General features: G+C 68.2%; 15 protein-coding genes. 6 read left to right on the top strand and 9 right to left on the bottom strand.

The window, feature by feature from the left end; translation table 11 throughout:
- Positions 1 to 7: 7 nt before the first annotated feature.
- The 3 genes from AC0IZS_RS29980 to AC0IZS_RS29970 form a co-directional block, all read right to left on the bottom strand.
- Complete coding sequence (locus AC0IZS_RS29980) at positions 8 to 946, bottom strand: 4-hydroxyproline epimerase (RefSeq protein WP_471639600.1); 939 nt, start codon at positions 944 to 946, stop codon at positions 8 to 10.
- A gap of 80 nt (positions 947 to 1,026) precedes the next feature.
- The gene (locus AC0IZS_RS29975) at positions 1,027 to 2,157 is read right to left on the bottom strand and encodes a branched-chain amino acid ABC transporter substrate-binding protein (RefSeq protein WP_471639008.1); all 1,131 of its coding nucleotides are present in this window, start codon (positions 2,155 to 2,157) and stop codon (positions 1,027 to 1,029) included.
- 46 nt (positions 2,158 to 2,203) lie between these two features.
- On the bottom strand, positions 2,204 to 3,118 hold the full coding sequence (locus AC0IZS_RS29970) for a dihydrodipicolinate synthase family protein (protein WP_057203768.1): 915 nt from the start codon (positions 3,116 to 3,118) through the stop codon (positions 2,204 to 2,206).
- A gap of 506 nt (positions 3,119 to 3,624) precedes the next feature.
- On the opposite strand from AC0IZS_RS29970, the gene alaS reads away from it, so the two are divergent.
- The gene (gene alaS, locus AC0IZS_RS29965) at positions 3,625 to 6,258 is read left to right on the top strand and encodes an alanine--tRNA ligase (RefSeq protein WP_471639007.1); all 2,634 of its coding nucleotides are present in this window, start codon (positions 3,625 to 3,627) and stop codon (positions 6,256 to 6,258) included.
- A 53-nt stretch (positions 6,259 to 6,311) separates the two neighbouring features.
- Entirely contained in the window at positions 6,312 to 7,265 is a 954-nt protein-coding gene (locus AC0IZS_RS29960; RefSeq protein WP_471639006.1) for a dienelactone hydrolase family protein, read from the top strand.
- A gap of 27 nt (positions 7,266 to 7,292) precedes the next feature.
- Here AC0IZS_RS29960 and AC0IZS_RS29955 read toward each other — a convergent pair whose 3' ends face one another.
- The 5 genes from AC0IZS_RS29955 to AC0IZS_RS29935 form a co-directional block, all read right to left on the bottom strand.
- Positions 7,293 to 8,339, bottom strand: a complete 1,047-nt coding sequence (locus AC0IZS_RS29955; RefSeq protein ID WP_322596383.1) for a GGDEF domain-containing protein — start codon at positions 8,337 to 8,339, stop codon at positions 7,293 to 7,295.
- A gap of 40 nt (positions 8,340 to 8,379) precedes the next feature.
- Entirely contained in the window at positions 8,380 to 9,183 is an 804-nt protein-coding gene (gene trmB / locus AC0IZS_RS29950) for a tRNA (guanosine(46)-N7)-methyltransferase TrmB (protein WP_471639005.1), read from the bottom strand.
- A complete protein-coding gene (gene gluQRS / locus AC0IZS_RS29945; protein ID WP_471639004.1) occupies positions 9,141 to 10,082 on the bottom strand; it encodes a tRNA glutamyl-Q(34) synthetase GluQRS in 942 nt (313 codons plus the stop codon). Before gluQRS ends, trmB begins: the two co-directional genes overlap by 43 nt.
- On the bottom strand, positions 10,079 to 11,233 hold the full coding sequence (locus tag AC0IZS_RS29940; protein WP_471639003.1) for an NAD(P)/FAD-dependent oxidoreductase: 1,155 nt from the start codon (positions 11,231 to 11,233) through the stop codon (positions 10,079 to 10,081). Before AC0IZS_RS29940 ends, gluQRS begins: the two co-directional genes overlap by 4 nt.
- 75 nt (positions 11,234 to 11,308) lie before the next feature.
- A complete protein-coding gene (locus AC0IZS_RS29935; protein ID WP_471639002.1) occupies positions 11,309 to 12,247 on the bottom strand; it encodes a LysR family transcriptional regulator in 939 nt (312 codons plus the stop codon).
- Positions 12,248 to 12,352: 105 nt separating this feature from the next.
- Between AC0IZS_RS29935 and AC0IZS_RS29930 the strand changes: the two genes are divergently transcribed.
- The 4 genes from AC0IZS_RS29930 (at position 12,353) to AC0IZS_RS29915 (ending at position 15,117) form a co-directional block, all read left to right on the top strand.
- Positions 12,353 to 13,054, top strand: a complete 702-nt coding sequence (locus AC0IZS_RS29930) for a pirin family protein (RefSeq protein WP_471639001.1) — start codon at positions 12,353 to 12,355, stop codon at positions 13,052 to 13,054.
- Between the two features lie 58 nt (positions 13,055 to 13,112).
- On the top strand, positions 13,113 to 13,526 hold the full coding sequence (locus AC0IZS_RS29925; RefSeq protein ID WP_471639000.1) for a DoxX family protein: 414 nt from the start codon (positions 13,113 to 13,115) through the stop codon (positions 13,524 to 13,526).
- 51 nt (positions 13,527 to 13,577) lie between these two features.
- Positions 13,578 to 14,135, top strand: coding sequence for a flavodoxin family protein (locus tag AC0IZS_RS29920; RefSeq protein ID WP_471638999.1), 558 nt, complete (start codon positions 13,578 to 13,580; stop codon positions 14,133 to 14,135).
- Positions 14,136 to 14,211: 76 nt separating this feature from the next.
- Entirely contained in the window at positions 14,212 to 15,117 is a 906-nt protein-coding gene (locus AC0IZS_RS29915) for a pirin family protein (protein ID WP_471638998.1), read from the top strand.
- Positions 15,118 to 15,136: 19 nt separating this feature from the next.
- Here the strand turns inward: AC0IZS_RS29915 and AC0IZS_RS29910 are convergent, their stop codons facing one another.
- Positions 15,137 to 15,883 (bottom strand): sulfurtransferase, encoded by a 747-nt coding sequence (locus AC0IZS_RS29910; RefSeq protein WP_471638997.1) that lies wholly within the window; start codon positions 15,881 to 15,883, stop codon positions 15,137 to 15,139.
- Positions 15,884 to 15,887: the final 4 nt, after the last annotated feature.

Raw genomic sequence — 15,887 nt, 5'->3', positions numbered from 1 at the left:
TGGTGGCTTAGAGGCGGATGCCCCAGGCAAAGGGGTCGTCGTGCGCGATCAGCAAGGTGGCCTCGGCGCTCATGTGGGCCGTGCCGCGCAGCGTGGGGACGATCCGGCCGGGCGTGGCATCGGGTTCGTAGCGCGCCTCGAAGCTGCTGCCGATGATGCTCGCCTGGCGCCACACCTGGCCGGGCTGCAGCTTGCCATCGGCCGCCAGGCAGGCCAGCTTGGCGCTGGTGCCGGTGCCGCAGGGCGAGCGGTCGTAGGCACCGCCGGGGCAGAGCACGAAGTTGCGGCTGTCGGCCACCTCGTCGTCGGCAAACAGCTCGATGTGGTCGATCTCGCCGCCGTTGTCGCCGCGGATGCCCTGGTCCTTGAGCGCCTGCTGCACGGCGCTGGTGTAGGCGGTCAGTGCGGGCAGGTTGTCGCTGGTAACGCGCTGGCCATGCTCGCTCATCAGAAAGAACCAGTTGCCGCCCCAGGCCACGTCGCCCGTGACGGTGCCGATGCCCGGTACCGTGAGCGACAGGCCCTGGTGCAGCCGGTAGGCGGGCACATTGCGCACGCTGACCGAGCCATCCCCGTGCAGCGTGGTCGTCACCGTGCCCACAGGCGTCTCGATGTCATGCTCGCCGGGCTGCAGGCGCCCCAGGTAGGCCAGCGAGGCCACCAGGCCGATGGTGCCGTGGCCGCACATGCCCAGGTAGCCGGTGTTGTTGAAGAAGATGACGCCCGCCGCGTTGGCCGGGTCCTGCGGCGCGCACAGAAGCGCGCCCACGATCACGTCGTTGCCGCGCGGCTCCAGCACCGTGGCCGCGCGCCAGGCATCGTGCTGGCTGGCCAGCAGGGCGCGGCGCTCGGCCATGCTGCCCGTGCCCAGGTCGGGGAAACCGCCCACCACCAGGCGCGTGGGCTCGCCGCCGGTGTGGGAGTCGAGAATCTGTATGCGTTGCATGGCACTGTCGTGGGTCATGGTGGGTCGCGTGGGTTGGGGTGCGACGATCGTAGCGGGAGCCCGCCACGATCCCGGCAGCTTCAGTAACTGGCCAGTGGCACGGGGACGGCATTCCTGAAAGTCAGCACCGTGATCGGCGCCTGCTTGAGGTTGCCCTTGTCGTCATAGGCATAGGTGCCCGCCACGCCCTGGTGGCTCAGCTGGCCCATCTGTGCGCCCACCTTGGCAGGGTCCACGGACTGGGCCTTCTGCATGGCATCGGCCATGAACATCACCTGGTCGTAGTAGGACGCCGCGTAGGCATCGGCATCCAGCTTGAAGCGCGCCTTGTACTTCGCCTTGAAGGCCGGGCCGCTCGCGGCCTTGTCGAGCATGGTGCCGCCCTGGGCGCAGAACACCGTGTCGTTCACGGCCTCGCCACCGAGCTTGCCGACCTCGGGGCTGCACAGCGTGTCGCCGCCCAGCAGCTTGGCCGTGAGGCCCAGCTGCTTCATCTGGCGCGCCATGGGCGCCGCCTGCGGCGCATAGCCACCGAAGAAGATGGCCTGCGGTTGCTTGCCCTTGAGGCTGGTGAGGATGGACAGAAAGTCGGTGGATTTGTCGGTCGTGAACTCCTGGCCCACCACGGTGAGGCCCTGCTTCTTGGCCTCCTTGGTGAACTGGTCGGCCACGCCCTGGCCGAAGGCGGTGCGGTCGTCGATCACCGCCACCTGCTTGACCTTGAGCACCTGGGCGGCATACACGGCCATGTTCGAGCCGATCTGGGTATCGCTGGCGATGATGCGGAACAGGTTCTTGTAGCCGCCCTCGGTCACCTTGGGGTTGGTGCCGACGGTGGACACCATGGCCCCGCCGTCGCTGTAGACGCGCGAGGCCGGGATGGCCACGCCCGAGCAGTACGGCCCCATGACGAACTTGACGCCGCTGTCCACGAGCTTTTGCGCCACGCTCACGCCGGTGCGGGCGTCGCACTGGTCGTCCTCGGACACCAGTTCGAACTTGATCGCCTTGCCCCCCACCACGATCTTCTTCGCATTGAGCTCCTCGACGGCCAGGCGCACGCCGTTCTCGTTGTCCTTGCCAGCGAATGCATTCGGGCCTGACAGCGGGCCGCTGTGGCCGATCTTGACGACCTGCTCCTGCGCGAATGCCGGTGCCGACAGCAGCACGAGGGCTGCCAGCGCCGAGGGGGTCATGAATCTGGATGCCATGGGAGACCTTTGGTGGGATGAAGGGAGTGGGGGAGGGCGCGGGCGATCAGGCGACCGACTGGTACTCGGTGGGGCGCGTGTCCAGCGCCTTCTTCACGACGCGCTCGATGAAGGCACGCTCCTCGCCGATCAGCGGCAGCCGCGGGCGGCGCATGTGCTCGGTGCCCACGCCCACCAGCACGTCGATGAGCTTGAGGTTCTGCACCAGCTTGGTCGATACGTCGAGGTGCAGCATGGGCGTCATCCACTGGTAGAGCTTGAGCGCTTCGGCAAAGCGGCCGGCCTTCATCAGGTCGTACAGCGCCACGGTCTCGCGCGGGAAGGCGCAGCCCACGCCGGCCAACAGGCCGTCGCAGCCCAGCGCCAGGCCTTCGTAGGCCAGGTCGTCCACGCCCAGGAAGAGCTGGTAGCGGTCGCCCACGGTGTTGCGCAGGTCGGTGATGCGGCGGATGTTGTCGGTGCTTTCCTTGATGGCGGCGATCCACTCGCAGTCGGCCAGCTCCAGCATGTGCTCGGGCTTCAGGTCCACGCGGTAGGCCACGGGGTTGTTGTAGACCATGAGGGGCTTCTGCGCCACCTTGGCCATGGCGCGCACATTGGCCATGGCTTCGCGCGCATCGGCCACGTAGATCACCGAGGGCATGACCATGTAGCCGGCCACGCCGAGCTTGTTGCCGCCGTCGATGTAGCGCAGCGCCTCGCGGGTGCTGGTCTCCGACACGTTGGCCAGCACGGGGACGCGGCCGTCGGCAGCGTCGAGCGCGATCTTGGCGACCTGCAGCTTCTCCTCCAGCGTGAGGGTGCTGGCTTCGCCCAGCGAGCCGCAGGTCACCAAGCCGTGGATGCCGTTGCGGATCTGGAAATCGATGTGGCGCGCCGTGCCTTCGGCATCGATGCTCTCATCGGCGTGGAACTTGGTGGTGATGGCGGGGAAGATGCCTTGCCAGCGGGGATTGCTCATGGATGGACTCCTGGGAAGAAAAAAGAAAACAACGAAAAGGACGGAAAACAGGCGAAGGGTTGGTTGGGGCTGGGGTGAGGTTTTAAATATATTAAGAAAATATTTGAAATATCTTGATAGGGTATTTAGCAGCTTGCATGCCAGCCGGATTTGCGCTTGCTTGCCCTCTTCGGGAGGCGCAGGCAGGGGCGCCAGGGGCCAGGATGGGGCGTTTTGAGGGGGTTGCCTGCCCCGGGGTGGGGCGCCAGGCACTGCAACGGGGCGGGCTCTGCAGCGGCAGGCGCAAGGCGTGGTTGGGGCGTGGCCGTTGCGCGCCAGCGGCTGCCAACCGGTGCGATGCCCGCGCCCCGAGCGCGTTCGGGGGAGCGAAGTGCAGTGTCTCTGGTGGCTGCAGGCCGTTTCGCCCCGCCGTCTCGATAGAATCGTGGGTTCTCCCCATAAACCGGGTGGCCGCGCCCTGCGCGCGAGGCCCCTCACTGACCCAGGCCTGTTGCCCCTTTTCGCACATGACCAACCACACCACGCCTTCGTTCTCGGTTGCCGACATCCGCAAGTCCTTCCTGGACTTCTTTGCCTCCAAGGGCCACACCATCGTGGCCTCGAGCTCGCTGGTGCCGGGCAACGACCCCACGCTGATGTTCACCAACTCCGGCATGGTGCAGTTCAAGGACGTGTTCCTGGGCACGGACAAGCGCCCCTACAACCGCGCGGTATCGGTGCAGGCCTGCCTGCGCGCCGGCGGCAAGCACAACGACCTGGAGAACGTGGGCTACACCGCGCGCCACCACACCTTCTTCGAGATGCTGGGCAACTGGAGCTTTGGCGACTACTTCAAGCGCGAATCGCTGCACTGGGCCTGGGAGCTGCTGACCACCGTGTACAAGCTGCCCCCGGAGCGCCTGCTGGCCACCGTGTACCAGGAGGACGACGAGGCCTACGACATCTGGACCAAGGAAATCGGCCTGCCGCCCGAGCGCGTGATCCGCATCGGCGACAACAAGGGCGGCCGCTACAAGTCCGACAACTTCTGGATGATGGCCGACACCGGCCCCTGCGGCCCCTGCAGCGAGATCTTCTACGACCACGGCGACCACATCCCCGGCGGCCCCCCAGGCAGCCCCGATGAAGACGGCGACCGCTTCATCGAGATCTGGAACAACGTGTTCATGCAGTTCGACATGGCCGAAGACGGCTCGGTCAGCCCACTGCCCGCGCCCTGCGTGGACACCGGCATGGGCCTGGAGCGCCTGGCCGCCATCCTGCAGCACGTACACAGCAACTACGAGATCGACCTCTTCGACGCGCTGATCAAGGCCGCTGGCCGCGAGACCGGCGTGGCCGACCTCAACAACAAGAGCCTGCGCGTGATCGCCGACCACATTCGCGCCACCGCCTTCCTGGTGAGCGACGGCGTGATCCCGAGCAACGAAGGCCGCGGCTACGTGCAGCGCCGCATCGTGCGCCGCGCCATCCGCCACGGCTACAAGCTGGGCAAGAAGACGCCGTTCTTCCACAAGCTGGTGGCCGAATTGGTGCGCGTGATGGGCGACGCCTACCCCAGGCTGCGCGAGCAGGAGCAGCGCATCACCGAGGTGCTCAAGGCCGAGGAAGAGCGCTTCTTCGAGACCCTGGCCAACGGCATGGAAATCCTCGACTCCGCCATGGCCGGCGGCGCCAAGGTGCTGCCCGGGGACGTGGCCTTCAAGCTGCACGACACCTACGGCTTCCCGCTGGACCTGACCAAGGACGTGTGCCGCGAGCGCGACGTCGAGGTGGACGAGGCCGGCTTCCAGGTCGCGATGCAAGAGCAAAAGCGCAAGGCCCGTGAGGCCGGCAAGTTCAAGATGGACAAGGCCCTGGACTACACCGGCGACGTGAACCGCTTCACGGGCTACGAGCAACTGGCCGAAACCGCCAAGATCACCGCCATCTACGTCGATGGCACCAGCAGCGCGGCCCTCAAGGCCGGCCAGAACGGCGTGGTGGTGCTCGACACCACCCCCTTCTATGCCGAAAGCGGCGGCCAGGTGGGCGACGAAGGCACCATCACCAGCGGCTCGGCCCGCTTCGCGGTGGGCGACACGCTCAAGATCAAGGCCGATGTGTACGGCCACCACGGCACGCTCGAAGAGGGCACGCTGAACGTCGGCGACACGGTGCAGGCCGAGGTCAATACGGCCGTGCGCGCCGCCACGGTGCGCAACCACTCGGCCACCCATTTGATGCACAAGGCCCTGCGCGAAGTGCTGGGTACGCATGTGCAGCAAAAGGGCAGCCTGGTGAACGCCGAGCGCACGCGCTTCGACTTTGCCCACAACGCGCCCGTGACCGATGCCCAGGTGCGCGAGATCGAGCGCCTGGTGAACGAGGAAGTGCTGGCCAACGTGCCCACCCAGGCGCGTGTGATGGACATCGAATCGGCCCAGAAGACCGGCGCCATGATGCTCTTCGGCGAGAAATACGGCGAAACCGTGCGCGTGCTCGACATCGGCACCAGCCGCGAGCTGTGCGGCGGCACGCATGTGCAGCGCACGGGCGACATCGGCCTGTTCAAGGTGGTGGCCGAAGGCGGCGTGGCCGCAGGCGTGCGCCGCATCGAGGCGGTGACCGGCACCAACGCGCTGTCTTACCTGCAGCAGCTCGAAGACACGGTGAACCAGGCCGCCGGCACCTTCAAGACCCCGGTGGCCGAGCTCAACCACCGCATCGGCCAGACCCTGGACAGCGTCAAGGCGCTGGAAAAGGAAGTCGCAGCACTCAAGGGCAAGCTGGCGTCGAGCCAGGGCGATGAGCTGGTGGGCCAGGCGGTGGACGTGAACGGCATCAAGGTGCTGGCCGCGGCCCTGCCCGGTGCCGACTCCAAGACCCTGCGCGATACCATGGACAAGCTGAAAGACAAGCTCAAGACCGCCGCCATCGTGCTGGCCGCCATTGATGGCGACAAGGTGCAGATCGCTGCGGGCGTGACGGCCGACAGCATTGGCAAGGTCAAGGCCGGCGAGCTGGTCAACTTCGTGGCCCAGCAAGTGGGTGGCAAGGGCGGCGGCAAGCCCGACATGGCCATGGCCGGCGGCACCAATGCGGCTGGCGTGCCTGCCGCGCTGGCCAGCGTCGAGGCCTGGGTGCGCGAACGCGCCTGAGGCAACGGGCCGAGCCCAGGCACGGACAGCAGGCGCACCGAATGGGCCGGACCGTGCTGACCACCATCGCCGTATCGCCCGCCTTGCGTGCGGGCGCCCTGGGACTCATCGGTCTTCTGTGGCTGGCACCGGCCCGGGCGCAAGTGCAGGGGCCGGACGCCGTCGAGCGCGTGCAGTTCCAGGCGCCTGCCGGTGACTCCGATGCGGTGGTGACCCTGCAGGCCTGGTGGTACCGCCCGCCTGCGGCGCTGGCCCCGGTGGCCGGCAAGGAGGTTGCCGCCAAGCCCCTGCCCGCCGTGGTGCTGTTGCACGGCTGCGGCGGCATGCTCAACCGGCGCGGCCAGCCGGCCGAACGCATGCGCGAATATGCGGCCCTGCTCAACGAGCAGGGTTGGCATGCGCTGGCGGTGGATTCCTTGACACCGCGTGGCGAAAAGGAGCTGTGTACGCAGCGCATCGGCACGCGCAAGATCAACCAGAACGACCGGCGGCGCGACGCCCTGGCCGCCCTGCAGTGGCTGGCCACCCAGCCCGGCGTGGACGGCCAGCGACTGGCGCTGCTGGGTTGGTCGCACGGCGGCAGTGCCGTGCTGGCTGCCAGCAACCTGCGCCATGCCGACGTCGCCGCTGCCAAGGTGCTGCCGCGCCTGTCCGTGGCCTTTTACCCGGGTTGCGGTTCCGACCTGCGCGGCGGCTACCGGCCGGCCGCCGATACGCTGATGCTGGTCGGCAAGGCCGACGACTGGACGCCAGCCGCACCATGCCAGGCCTTGGCCGCGCCACGCGGCACAGCACGCGGCGATATCCCGGGCAGCCGCGAGGTGCGGGTGGTGGCCTACGAAGGCGCCTACCATGGCTTCGATGGCACCGTGCCCTTGCGCCTGCGCACCGATGTGCCCAACGGGGTGTACCCGGGGCAGGGCGTGCATGTGGGTGGCCATCCGGTGGCGCGCGATCAATCGCGCAAGGAACTGCTGGCCGCGCTGGGCAAGGCGTTCAGCCGCTGAACGCGGCCGGCACTGGCCGCAGGGCGGTCAGAACAGTTCGACGTCGTCGTTGGCGACCTTGGCCGTGAGGTGTCCGCCTGCGACCAGGTCTTCGTAGAAGCACACCTGGTTGCGGCCGTGCTCCTTGGCGTAGTAGAGCGCCTGGTCGGCCTGGCCCAGGATTTCGACCGGCGAGCCGCGCGAGGTGCCCACGAAGCCCAGGCTGACCGTCACCCGGCCCACCTGCGGAAAATCGTACTCCTGCACGGTCTCGCGGAAGCGGTTGAAGACCTTGTGGGCGCGTGCCAGCGTGATGTTGCGCAGCAGCACCACGAACTCCTCGCCGCCGAAGCGGAAAATGCGGTCGTGCGAGCGGAACGAGCTGCGCAGGATGTTGGCGATCAGGATCAGCACCTCATCGCCGTAGAGGTGGCCGAAGCGGTCATTGACCAGCTTGAAGTGGTCGATGTCCACCACGGCCAGCCAGTTCTGCGTCGGCTCGCTTTCGGCGGTCACTTCCTCGTTGACCAGCGCTTCGGCGCCCTGCGGGCGGGTGCTGCTCAGGCCGCTGGCGGCGTTGCGCGAGAACTGCTCGTCGAAGGTCTTGCGGTTGAACAGGCCGGTGAGCGCGTCGCGCTCGCTGTAGTCCAGCAGGTTCTGGTAGTTCTGGTAGACCAGGAACACGCCCTTGATCACTTCGAGCTTGTGGGCCGAGAAGGGCCGAGACTGCGTGACCTCCAGGCAGGTGCTGACCTTCTCGTGCATCCAGACCGGCAGCCACAGCGTGTGGCGCCCGGGGCGGTGGGTCAGGGCGCTGTCGCCCTGGCTCTTCACGCACTCGCACAGCTCGGGGTACTGCTCCAGCAGCTCGCGCCGCGGGTCGGCCGCGGCCTCGGAGTCGGTGGAGACCAGTTGCCCCTCCTCCACCCAGGTACGGGGTCGCACATGGGCCACACCCTTGTCGGTGAACAGCTCCAGCGCCCGGACCGCCTTGATGCCGCTGAGTTTTTGCAGGGTGGACAGCACCGACACCTCCAGCCGCAAGTGATCACGGTGGCCGGTCATTTCAACCAGGTGTTGCAGGATGGGCTTCATAGGCGGGATGGTGGCGGTCCGGTGGGTGGGGCGCGGTCTTCTAGTTGCGCCGTACGAACACGATGTCCCAGACACCATGCCCGAGGCGCAGGCCGCGGTTCTCGAACTTGGTCAGTGGGCGGTAGTCCGGCTGCGGCGCGAAGCCGCTGGCGGTATTGGCCAGCTGGGGCTCGGCGCCGAGCACTTCCAGCATCTGCTGGGCGTAAGGCTCCCAGTCGGTGGCGCAGTGCAGGTAACCGCCGGGCTTGAGCCGGGCGACCAGCTTGGCCACCAGCGGCGACTGGATCAGCCGGCGCTTGTTGTGCTTGGTCTTGTGCCAGGGGTCGGGGAAAAAGATGTGCACGCCATCGAGGCTGGCCGGTGCCAGCATGTGGTCGATGACTTCCACGGCATCGTGCTGCAGGATGCGGATGTTGCCGATCTCCTGTTCGCCGATGCGCTTGAGCAGGGCCCCCACGCCCGGCTCATGCACTTCGCAGCACAGGAAATTGTCATCGGGGCGCACGCGTGCGATGTGGGCCGTGGCTTCGCCCATGCCGAAGCCGATCTCCAGGATCAGCGGGGCCGTGCGGCCAAAGGCGGCAGTGGCATCGAGCGCAGCAGCGGCGTAGGGCAGCACGAAGCGCGGGCCCAGGTCCTCGAAGGCCTTGGCCTGGCCCGTGGTGGTGCGCCCGGCACGGCGCACGAAGCTCTTGATGGTCTTGGGGTAGGCGACGCCAGCGGGCGCAGCACTGCTGGTGGCAGGCGCGCCGGCGGCGGGTGCCGCGCTGTCGGGGGCGGGGGAAAGGGATGGCAGTTCGGTCACGATAGGCCATTGTAGTTTCTGAACCACGCCGCAGCCCATTGCGCCAGCGCATCCCCGGTGCAAGTGTTGTGCGGATGTGCCAGCGCAGGCAGCCCCAGGGCCCGTGCAGCCTGCTCCAGCGCCCGCAGGGGGTCGCCGAGGTCCAGCGCCTGGGCGCCGTTCTGCTTGGACAGCTTTTCGCCATTGTCACCGCGGACCAGAGGGGTATGCAGGTACTGCGGCGTGGGCACCCCGAGCGCACGCTGCAGCAGGATCTGGCGCGGGGTGTTGTCGGCCAGGTCCTCGCCGCGCACGATGTGGGTGATGCCCTGGGCTGCGTCATCGACCACCACCGCCAACTGGTAGGCCCAGAGGCCGTCGGCACGGCGCAGCACGAAATCACCGATGTCCGCGGCCACATCCTGCTGCTGGGCGCCCAGGCGCCGGTCGGTCCATGCCGTCGGGGGCAGACCTGCGGGCACGCGAAAGCGCCAGGACCGGCTGTCTCGCCCCTGCAGGCCATGGCGGCAGGTGCCAGGATAGGGCAGGGCCGCATGCCGCTCGCGCGCGTGGCCGAGCGCAAGCTGGGCTTCTTCGATGTCCTTGCGCGAGCAGGCGCAGGGGTAGGCCGCGCCTTCGGCCACCAACTGGTCCAGTGCCTGCTGGTAGGCGGCGCCGCGTGCGGACTGCCACAGCGGCGGCTCGTCGGGCACCAGCCCACAGGCGGCCAGCTGCTGCAGGATGATCTCGCCTGCGCCAGGAATGCAGCGCGGGGTGTCGACATCCTCGATGCGCACCAGCCAGCGGCCGCCCTGCCCGCCGTTGAAGGCGCGGGCGTCGAGCCAGCTGGCCAGGGCGGCCACCAGCGAGCCCGCATGCAGGGGCCCTGTCGGCGACGGCGCAAAGCGGCCGATGTAGCCGGACCCGGGGCCCTGCACAGCGTCCTCGCCTCCTTTCATGCCACGGCGAGTGCCAGCTCCAGTCCGGACACGAAGGCATCTTCCAGGCGGTGGCCCAGGCACCAGTCGCCGCAGGCACCGAGGCCGAGCTGCGCATCCCACAGGTGGCTGCGGCCCAGAGGGTGCGTGGTCTGGGCATAGCGCCAGCGCTGGGTCTGGGCGTACGCGGGCTCGGCGCGGATGCCGGTCACCTCGGCAAAGGCCTTGATCAGCTTGGCCTGCACGCGCTCGGCATCGTCTTCGAGGTGCTCGGCCGACCAGGCGGGGCTGGCCTGCACGGTCCAGCGCTCCACGCTGGGGCGGCCAGGCTTGGAGGATTCGCGTGCCAGCCAGGCGATGCGGTGGTGCGTGCTGCGCGCGGCATTCCACTGCGGGCCCAGCGTGGTCAGGCCCGGGCGCACGGCCTGCGGGTAGGCCAGCATCAGCGTCCAGCAGGGGGCGATGGCGACACTGGACAGGGCCTTGGACAGGCTGCTGTCGATGGCCGAGGTGGACAGCAGGGCCTGCGCGGGCGTGGCCGGCTGGGCCAGCAGCACGGCGTCGAAGCCCGCGTACACGTGGTGGCCGCCGTCAGGCCCTTCGGTGCGCAGTTGCCAGCCGGGGGCATTCAGGGCGTCGTGCTCGATGCGCGTGACGCGGGTGTCGGTGATCAGCCGGCCAGCCTGGGCCAGCGGTGCGGCCCAGGCCGCCACCAGCGATTGCATGCCGGGGCTGGCGACCCAGTGCGCTTCGCGCGTGGGCAGGCCGGCGGCGGTCACGCGGCCGGCAGCATCCAGCACGCGCACGGAATTGGCGCTCCAGCGCTTGCACACGCCGGGCACGGTGTCGATGGCGCGCGCAAAGCGCGCATCGCGCACGGTGAAATACTGCACGCCTGCGTCGAAGCCGCCAAAGGGCGAGTCGATCGTGGTGGTGCGTCCGCCGGCGGCGGAGGATTTTTCGAAGATGGTGACCTGGTGGCCGGCCTGTACCAGGGTGCGGGCACAGGCGATGCCGGCCATGCCGGCACCGATGATGGCGAAGTGCCGGGGTGCCTTGGCACTGCCGGCGGGTTTGCGGGGGGAGGGGCTTGTCGTCGTGGTCGCCGCGGCAGCAGGGCTGGGTGCAGGGCGTCGGGGCCGTTTGGCAGGGCGAGAAACAGGTTTGCTCATGGGAGGCCTTTCGGGAACGGTTGGCTGGAAAACTCCGACACCGACCACTCTACACGCCCCGCACAGGGCTGCGCATCAGAAATGATGGTGGTTTTCCAGCAGTGCGCGCCGCGTGGCCGGGCTTTGCAGCTGGTTGAGCCACCACTGCAGCGCGCGGCCGGGTGCGGTGAAGCCCGGGCCGCCCCAGGCGTAGTGGATGGGCACGCGGCGTTCGGGCCGCGCCACCTTGCGCGCCACCAGCCGCCCGGCTTCGAGGTAGGGGCGCACCATGGGTTCGGGCAGAAAGCCCCCGCCCAGGCCGCGCAACTGGGCGCGCACCTTGGCCTGCATGGTGTCCACCGTGAGCACGTCCTGCCCGCCCAGCAGGCCCATGGTGGCGCCGCCGCGCAGGGCCGAGTCGGCCACCGCCACGGCACGGTGCTGCAGCAAGGTGGCGTCGGTGATGGGCTCGGGCACCGAGGCCAGTGCATGGTGCGGTGCCACCACGTAGATAAACAGCAGGTCGCCCAGGGTGGCCTGCTGCAGGCCCGCCACGCTGGAGCCCGCGATGGTGACGCCGATGGCCAGGTCGGCCCGGCCCGAGGTCAGGGCCTCCAGCGTGCCGGTCATGATGCCGTCGCGCAGCTTCAGCCGGGTGGGGGGGGCCATGGCATAGAAGGCATCCACCAGCTCCATCATGGTGTGCGGCGAGATGGCGCCATCGACCGAGATCGTGAACTGCGGCTCCCAGCCCGTGGCCACACGGCGCACGCGGTGGGCCACGGCGTCGATGTCCTGCAGCAGCCGCGCGCCCTCGCGCAGCAGCTCCACGCCGGCCTCGGTGGGGCGGGCCTGGCGTGCGCTGCGGTCAAACAGCAGCACGTCCAGCGCATCCTCGATCTGGCGCACGCGGTAGGTCAGAGCGCTGGGCACCAGGCCGAGCTGGCGCGCTGCGGCCGCAAAGCTGCCGGCCTCGGCGATCACCTGCAGCATGGCCAGGCTGTCGGGGGTCAGCACGTCGCGGGGGTTTTGCATGGTGGTGGCATGTTAATTCAATTTTTTTGAATCATGCCATCAATATGCCAGCGCCCGACCAGGGGCGCGCAGGCCTACAGTTGAGTCTTGAAAGGGGTACACACCATGCTGACTGTTCGCAAATCCCAAGACCGCGGCTACGCCGACCATGGCTGGCTGCATTCGCACCACAGCTTCTCGTTCGCGGGTTACCACGATCCCGAGCACATGGGCTTTGGCAACCTGCGCGTGATCAACGAAGACCGCATCGCCCCGGGCATGGGCTTTGGCACCCATGGCCACCGCGACATGGAGATCATCAGCTACGTGCTGTCGGGCGAACTGGCCCACAAGGACAGCATGGGCAACATCAAGGGCATCCCGCCCGGCGACGTGCAGCGCATGAGCGCCGGCACGGGCGTGCAGCACAGCGAGTTCAACCATGCACAGGGCCAGACCACGCATTTCCTGCAGATCTGGCTGCTGCCCGACGTGCAGGGTATTGCCCCCGGCTATGAGCAAAAGGCCTTTACCGATGCCGAAAAGCGCGGCACGCTGCGGCGGGTGGCTTCACCCGACGGGGCCGAGGGCTCCGTCACGGTGCATGCCGATGCCACGCTCTACGCGGGCCTGTTCGACGGTAGCGAGTCGGCCAGCCTGGCGCTCGACCCGGCGCGCAAGACCTACGTACACCTGGTGCGCGGCACGCTACAGGTCAATGGCCATGCGCTGTCGGCTGGCGATGCTGCACTGATCGAGAAGGGATCCGCACTGGCGCTGACCGATGGCCGCGATGCCGAGGTGCTGGTGTTCGACCTGGCCCCCTGACCTGTTTTTTCCGTCCACCGTAGTTTTCTTATTTACCTGTCACCTGAAGGAGTCCACCATGTTCAATTCCCTGCAAAACCCCCTGGCCCTGGCTTCGCGCCTGCTGCTGGCCGCCCTGTTCCTGCCTGCCGGCATCAGCAAGCTCACCGGCTTTGCCGGCACCGTGGGCTACATCGCCTCCGTGGGCCTGCCCATGCCCACCGTGGCGGCAGGCCTGGCCGCCGCCGTGGAAGTGCTGGGCGGCCTGGCGCTGGTCTTCGGCTTCGGTACCCGCTTCGCCGCACTGGCCCTGGCGTTCTTCACGCTGGTGGCGAGCTTTTTCTTCCATGCTTACTGGGCCCTGCCGGCCGACAAGCAGATGATGCAGCAGCTGATGTTCTTCAAGAACGTGGGCGTGACCGGCGGCCTGCTGGCCCTGGCGGCCTTTGGCGCCGGTGGCTGGAGCGTGGACGCGCGCCGCTCTTCGCGCTGACCCCACCATCCTGCGGCATGATGGCGTTTTAACCTTGCAAGGAAACGCCGCATGCCGCACATCGCCGTCGTCTACCACTCGGGCTATGGCCACACCCAGCGCATGGCCCAGGCCGTGGCCGATGGCGCGGGTGCGGAGCTGATCGCCATCGATGCGGACGGCAGCCTGCCCGAAGGCGGCTGGGAAACCCTGGCCGCCGCCAGCGCCATCATCTTCGGCTCGCCCACCTACATGGCCGGGCCCAGTTGGCAATTCAAGCGCTTTGCCGACGCATCGTCCAAGCCCTGGTTCAGCCAGGCCTGGAAGAACAAGCTGTTCGCCGGCTTCACCAACAGTGCCGCCACCAATGGCGACAAGCAGATCACGCTCGACTACCTGTTCCACTTGGCCATGCAGCATGGTGGCCTGTGGGTGGGGGCCGGTGTGCTGCCATCGAACTCCAAGGCCGCCACGCGCAACGACGTGAACTGGCTGGGCGCCTACAGTGGCGCCATGGCGCAGTCGCCATCGGACGCTTCGGCCGGCGAGATGGCCCCGGGCGACCTGGACACCGCGCGTGTGCTGGGACAGCGGGTGGCCGAGCTGGCGGCCCGATTCCATCAAGACTGACACCAACCCCACGATCACAGGAGCTCACCATGCCACGATGCCATCGCCTTCGCGCCTGCGCCGCTGGAGCACGTCCATGAGCGCCGCCCTGCGCCTGTCCGGCCATGCCAAGGACCTGGGCGGCGGCTTCACCGTGCGTCGCCTGCTGCCGGCCGTGCAGTGCCGCTCGGTCGGGCCGTTCATCTTCTTCGACCACTTCGGTCCGGTGTCGGTGGTGCCCGGTGCGGCGCATGACGTGCGGCCCCATCCGCACATCGGCCTGGCCACGGTGACCTACCTGTTCTCCGGCGCCATCATGCACCGCGACAACCTGGGCTATGTGCAGCAGATCGAGCCCGGCGCCATCAACTGGATGACGGCCGGCAACGGCATCGTGCACTCCGAGCGCCGCCCCGAATCGCTGGCGGACACGACCTACGTGAACCATGGCATCCAGCTGTGGGCCGCCCTGCCGGTGGCGGCCGAGGAGGTCGATGCCTCCTTCGTGCACACGCCGGCCGCGGCGATTCCCGAGGTGCAGGTGGGTGATGCCGTGGTGCGCGTGCTGATCGGCACCGCCTTTGGCCAGACCTCGCCGGTGGCCACCTATGCGCCCACGCTGTACCTGGACGTGCAGTTGCCTGCGGGCGGCGTGCTGGAGCTGCCGGCGGCCCTGGCGCAGGAGATGGCGCTCTACCCGGTGGATGCCGAGCTGCTGCTCGATGGCGAGCCGCTGGCCGACCATACCCTGGCGGTGCTGCCTGCGGCTACTGCGGCTACTGCGGTGCCTGTGCGGCTGCAGGCCGGCGCCAGTGCGGTGCGCCTGATGGTCATCGGCGGCGATGCACTCGATGGCCCGCGCCATATGTGGTGGAACTTCGTCTCCAGCCGCAAGGAGCGCATCGTCCAGGCCGCCGGGGACTGGGAGGCGGGCCGCATGAAGGTGGTGCCGGGCGAAACGGAGTTCATTCCCCTGCCGGAGCACCGCTTCCGCGCGGACTGAGGGCAGGGCGGGGCGCCGCTCAGGCCTTGGGAGGCGTATCGGTGGAGAGGTCCGCGGCCAGCACCCGGCGCTCGTCGAAGACGAAGCAGCCGCCATGGTAGTGGGCGCCATCGGTCTCCTCGAAGTACTTGAGGATGCCGCCTTCGAGCTGGTAGACGTGATCGAGGCCTTCCTCGCGCATCAGGATGGCCGCCTTCTCGCAGCGGATGCCGCCCGTGCAGAAGCTCACCACGGTCTTGTCGGCCAGTTCGGCCTTGTGTGCGCGCAGGGCCTGCGGGAACTCGGTGAACTTGTCGATGCGCCAGTCGATGGCGTTGTCGAACGTGCCCTCGTCCACCTCGAAGGCGTTGCGGGTATCGAGCGTCACCACCTCGCGGCCCTCGTCGTCATGGCCCTGGGCCAGCCAGCGGTGCAGCGTGGCCGGCGTCACCGCCGGGGCGCGGCCTGTGGAGGGCTGGATGGTGGGGTGGTCCATGCGGATGATCTCGCGCTTGACCTTGACCAGCATCTTGCGAAACGGCACCGTGTCCGACCAGCTCTCCTTGGGGGCCAGGTCGGCAAAGCGCGCATCGGCGCGCAGGGCGTCGACGAAGCCGCGCACGGCCTCGGCCGTGCCGGCCAGAAAAAAGTTGATGCCTTCCTCAGCCAGCAGGATCGTGCCCTTGAGCTGCGCTGCGCTGGCGCGCTCGTGCAGCAGGTCGCGCAGCGCATGCGCATCGGGCAGCGGCACGAATTGGTAGCAGGAAATGTTGAGGACGTCGTTCACGGCG

It is taken from the genome of Acidovorax sp. AC410 (genome assembly GCF_979253235.1).
This window is presented reverse-complemented; position numbering and strand designations above follow the sequence as displayed.

Bases quoted from the DNA above. Each gene is read 5' to 3' on its own strand.
- AC0IZS_RS29980 (WP_471639600.1), bottom strand. From the start codon at position 946: ATGCAACGCATACAGATTCTCGACTCCCACACCGGCGGCGAGCCCACG.
- AC0IZS_RS29975 (WP_471639008.1), bottom strand. From the start codon at position 2,157: ATGGCATCCAGATTCATGACCCCCTCGGCGCTGGCAGCCCTCGTGCTG.
- AC0IZS_RS29970 (WP_057203768.1), bottom strand. From the start codon at position 3,118: ATGAGCAATCCCCGCTGGCAAGGCATCTTCCCCGCCATCACCACCAAG.
- alaS (WP_471639007.1), top strand. From the start codon at position 3,625: ATGACCAACCACACCACGCCTTCGTTCTCGGTTGCCGACATCCGCAAG.
- AC0IZS_RS29955 (WP_322596383.1), bottom strand. From the start codon at position 8,339: ATGAAGCCCATCCTGCAACACCTGGTTGAAATGACCGGCCACCGTGAT.
- trmB (WP_471639005.1), bottom strand. From the start codon at position 9,183: ATGGGCTGCGGCGTGGTTCAGAAACTACAATGGCCTATCGTGACCGAA.
- gluQRS (WP_471639004.1), bottom strand. From the start codon at position 10,082: ATGAAAGGAGGCGAGGACGCTGTGCAGGGCCCCGGGTCCGGCTACATC.
- AC0IZS_RS29940 (WP_471639003.1), bottom strand. From the start codon at position 11,233: ATGAGCAAACCTGTTTCTCGCCCTGCCAAACGGCCCCGACGCCCTGCA.
- AC0IZS_RS29935 (WP_471639002.1), bottom strand. From the start codon at position 12,247: ATGCAAAACCCCCGCGACGTGCTGACCCCCGACAGCCTGGCCATGCTG.
- AC0IZS_RS29930 (WP_471639001.1), top strand. From the start codon at position 12,353: ATGCTGACTGTTCGCAAATCCCAAGACCGCGGCTACGCCGACCATGGC.
- AC0IZS_RS29925 (WP_471639000.1), top strand. From the start codon at position 13,113: ATGTTCAATTCCCTGCAAAACCCCCTGGCCCTGGCTTCGCGCCTGCTG.
- AC0IZS_RS29920 (WP_471638999.1), top strand. From the start codon at position 13,578: ATGCCGCACATCGCCGTCGTCTACCACTCGGGCTATGGCCACACCCAG.
- AC0IZS_RS29915 (WP_471638998.1), top strand. From the start codon at position 14,212: ATGAGCGCCGCCCTGCGCCTGTCCGGCCATGCCAAGGACCTGGGCGGC.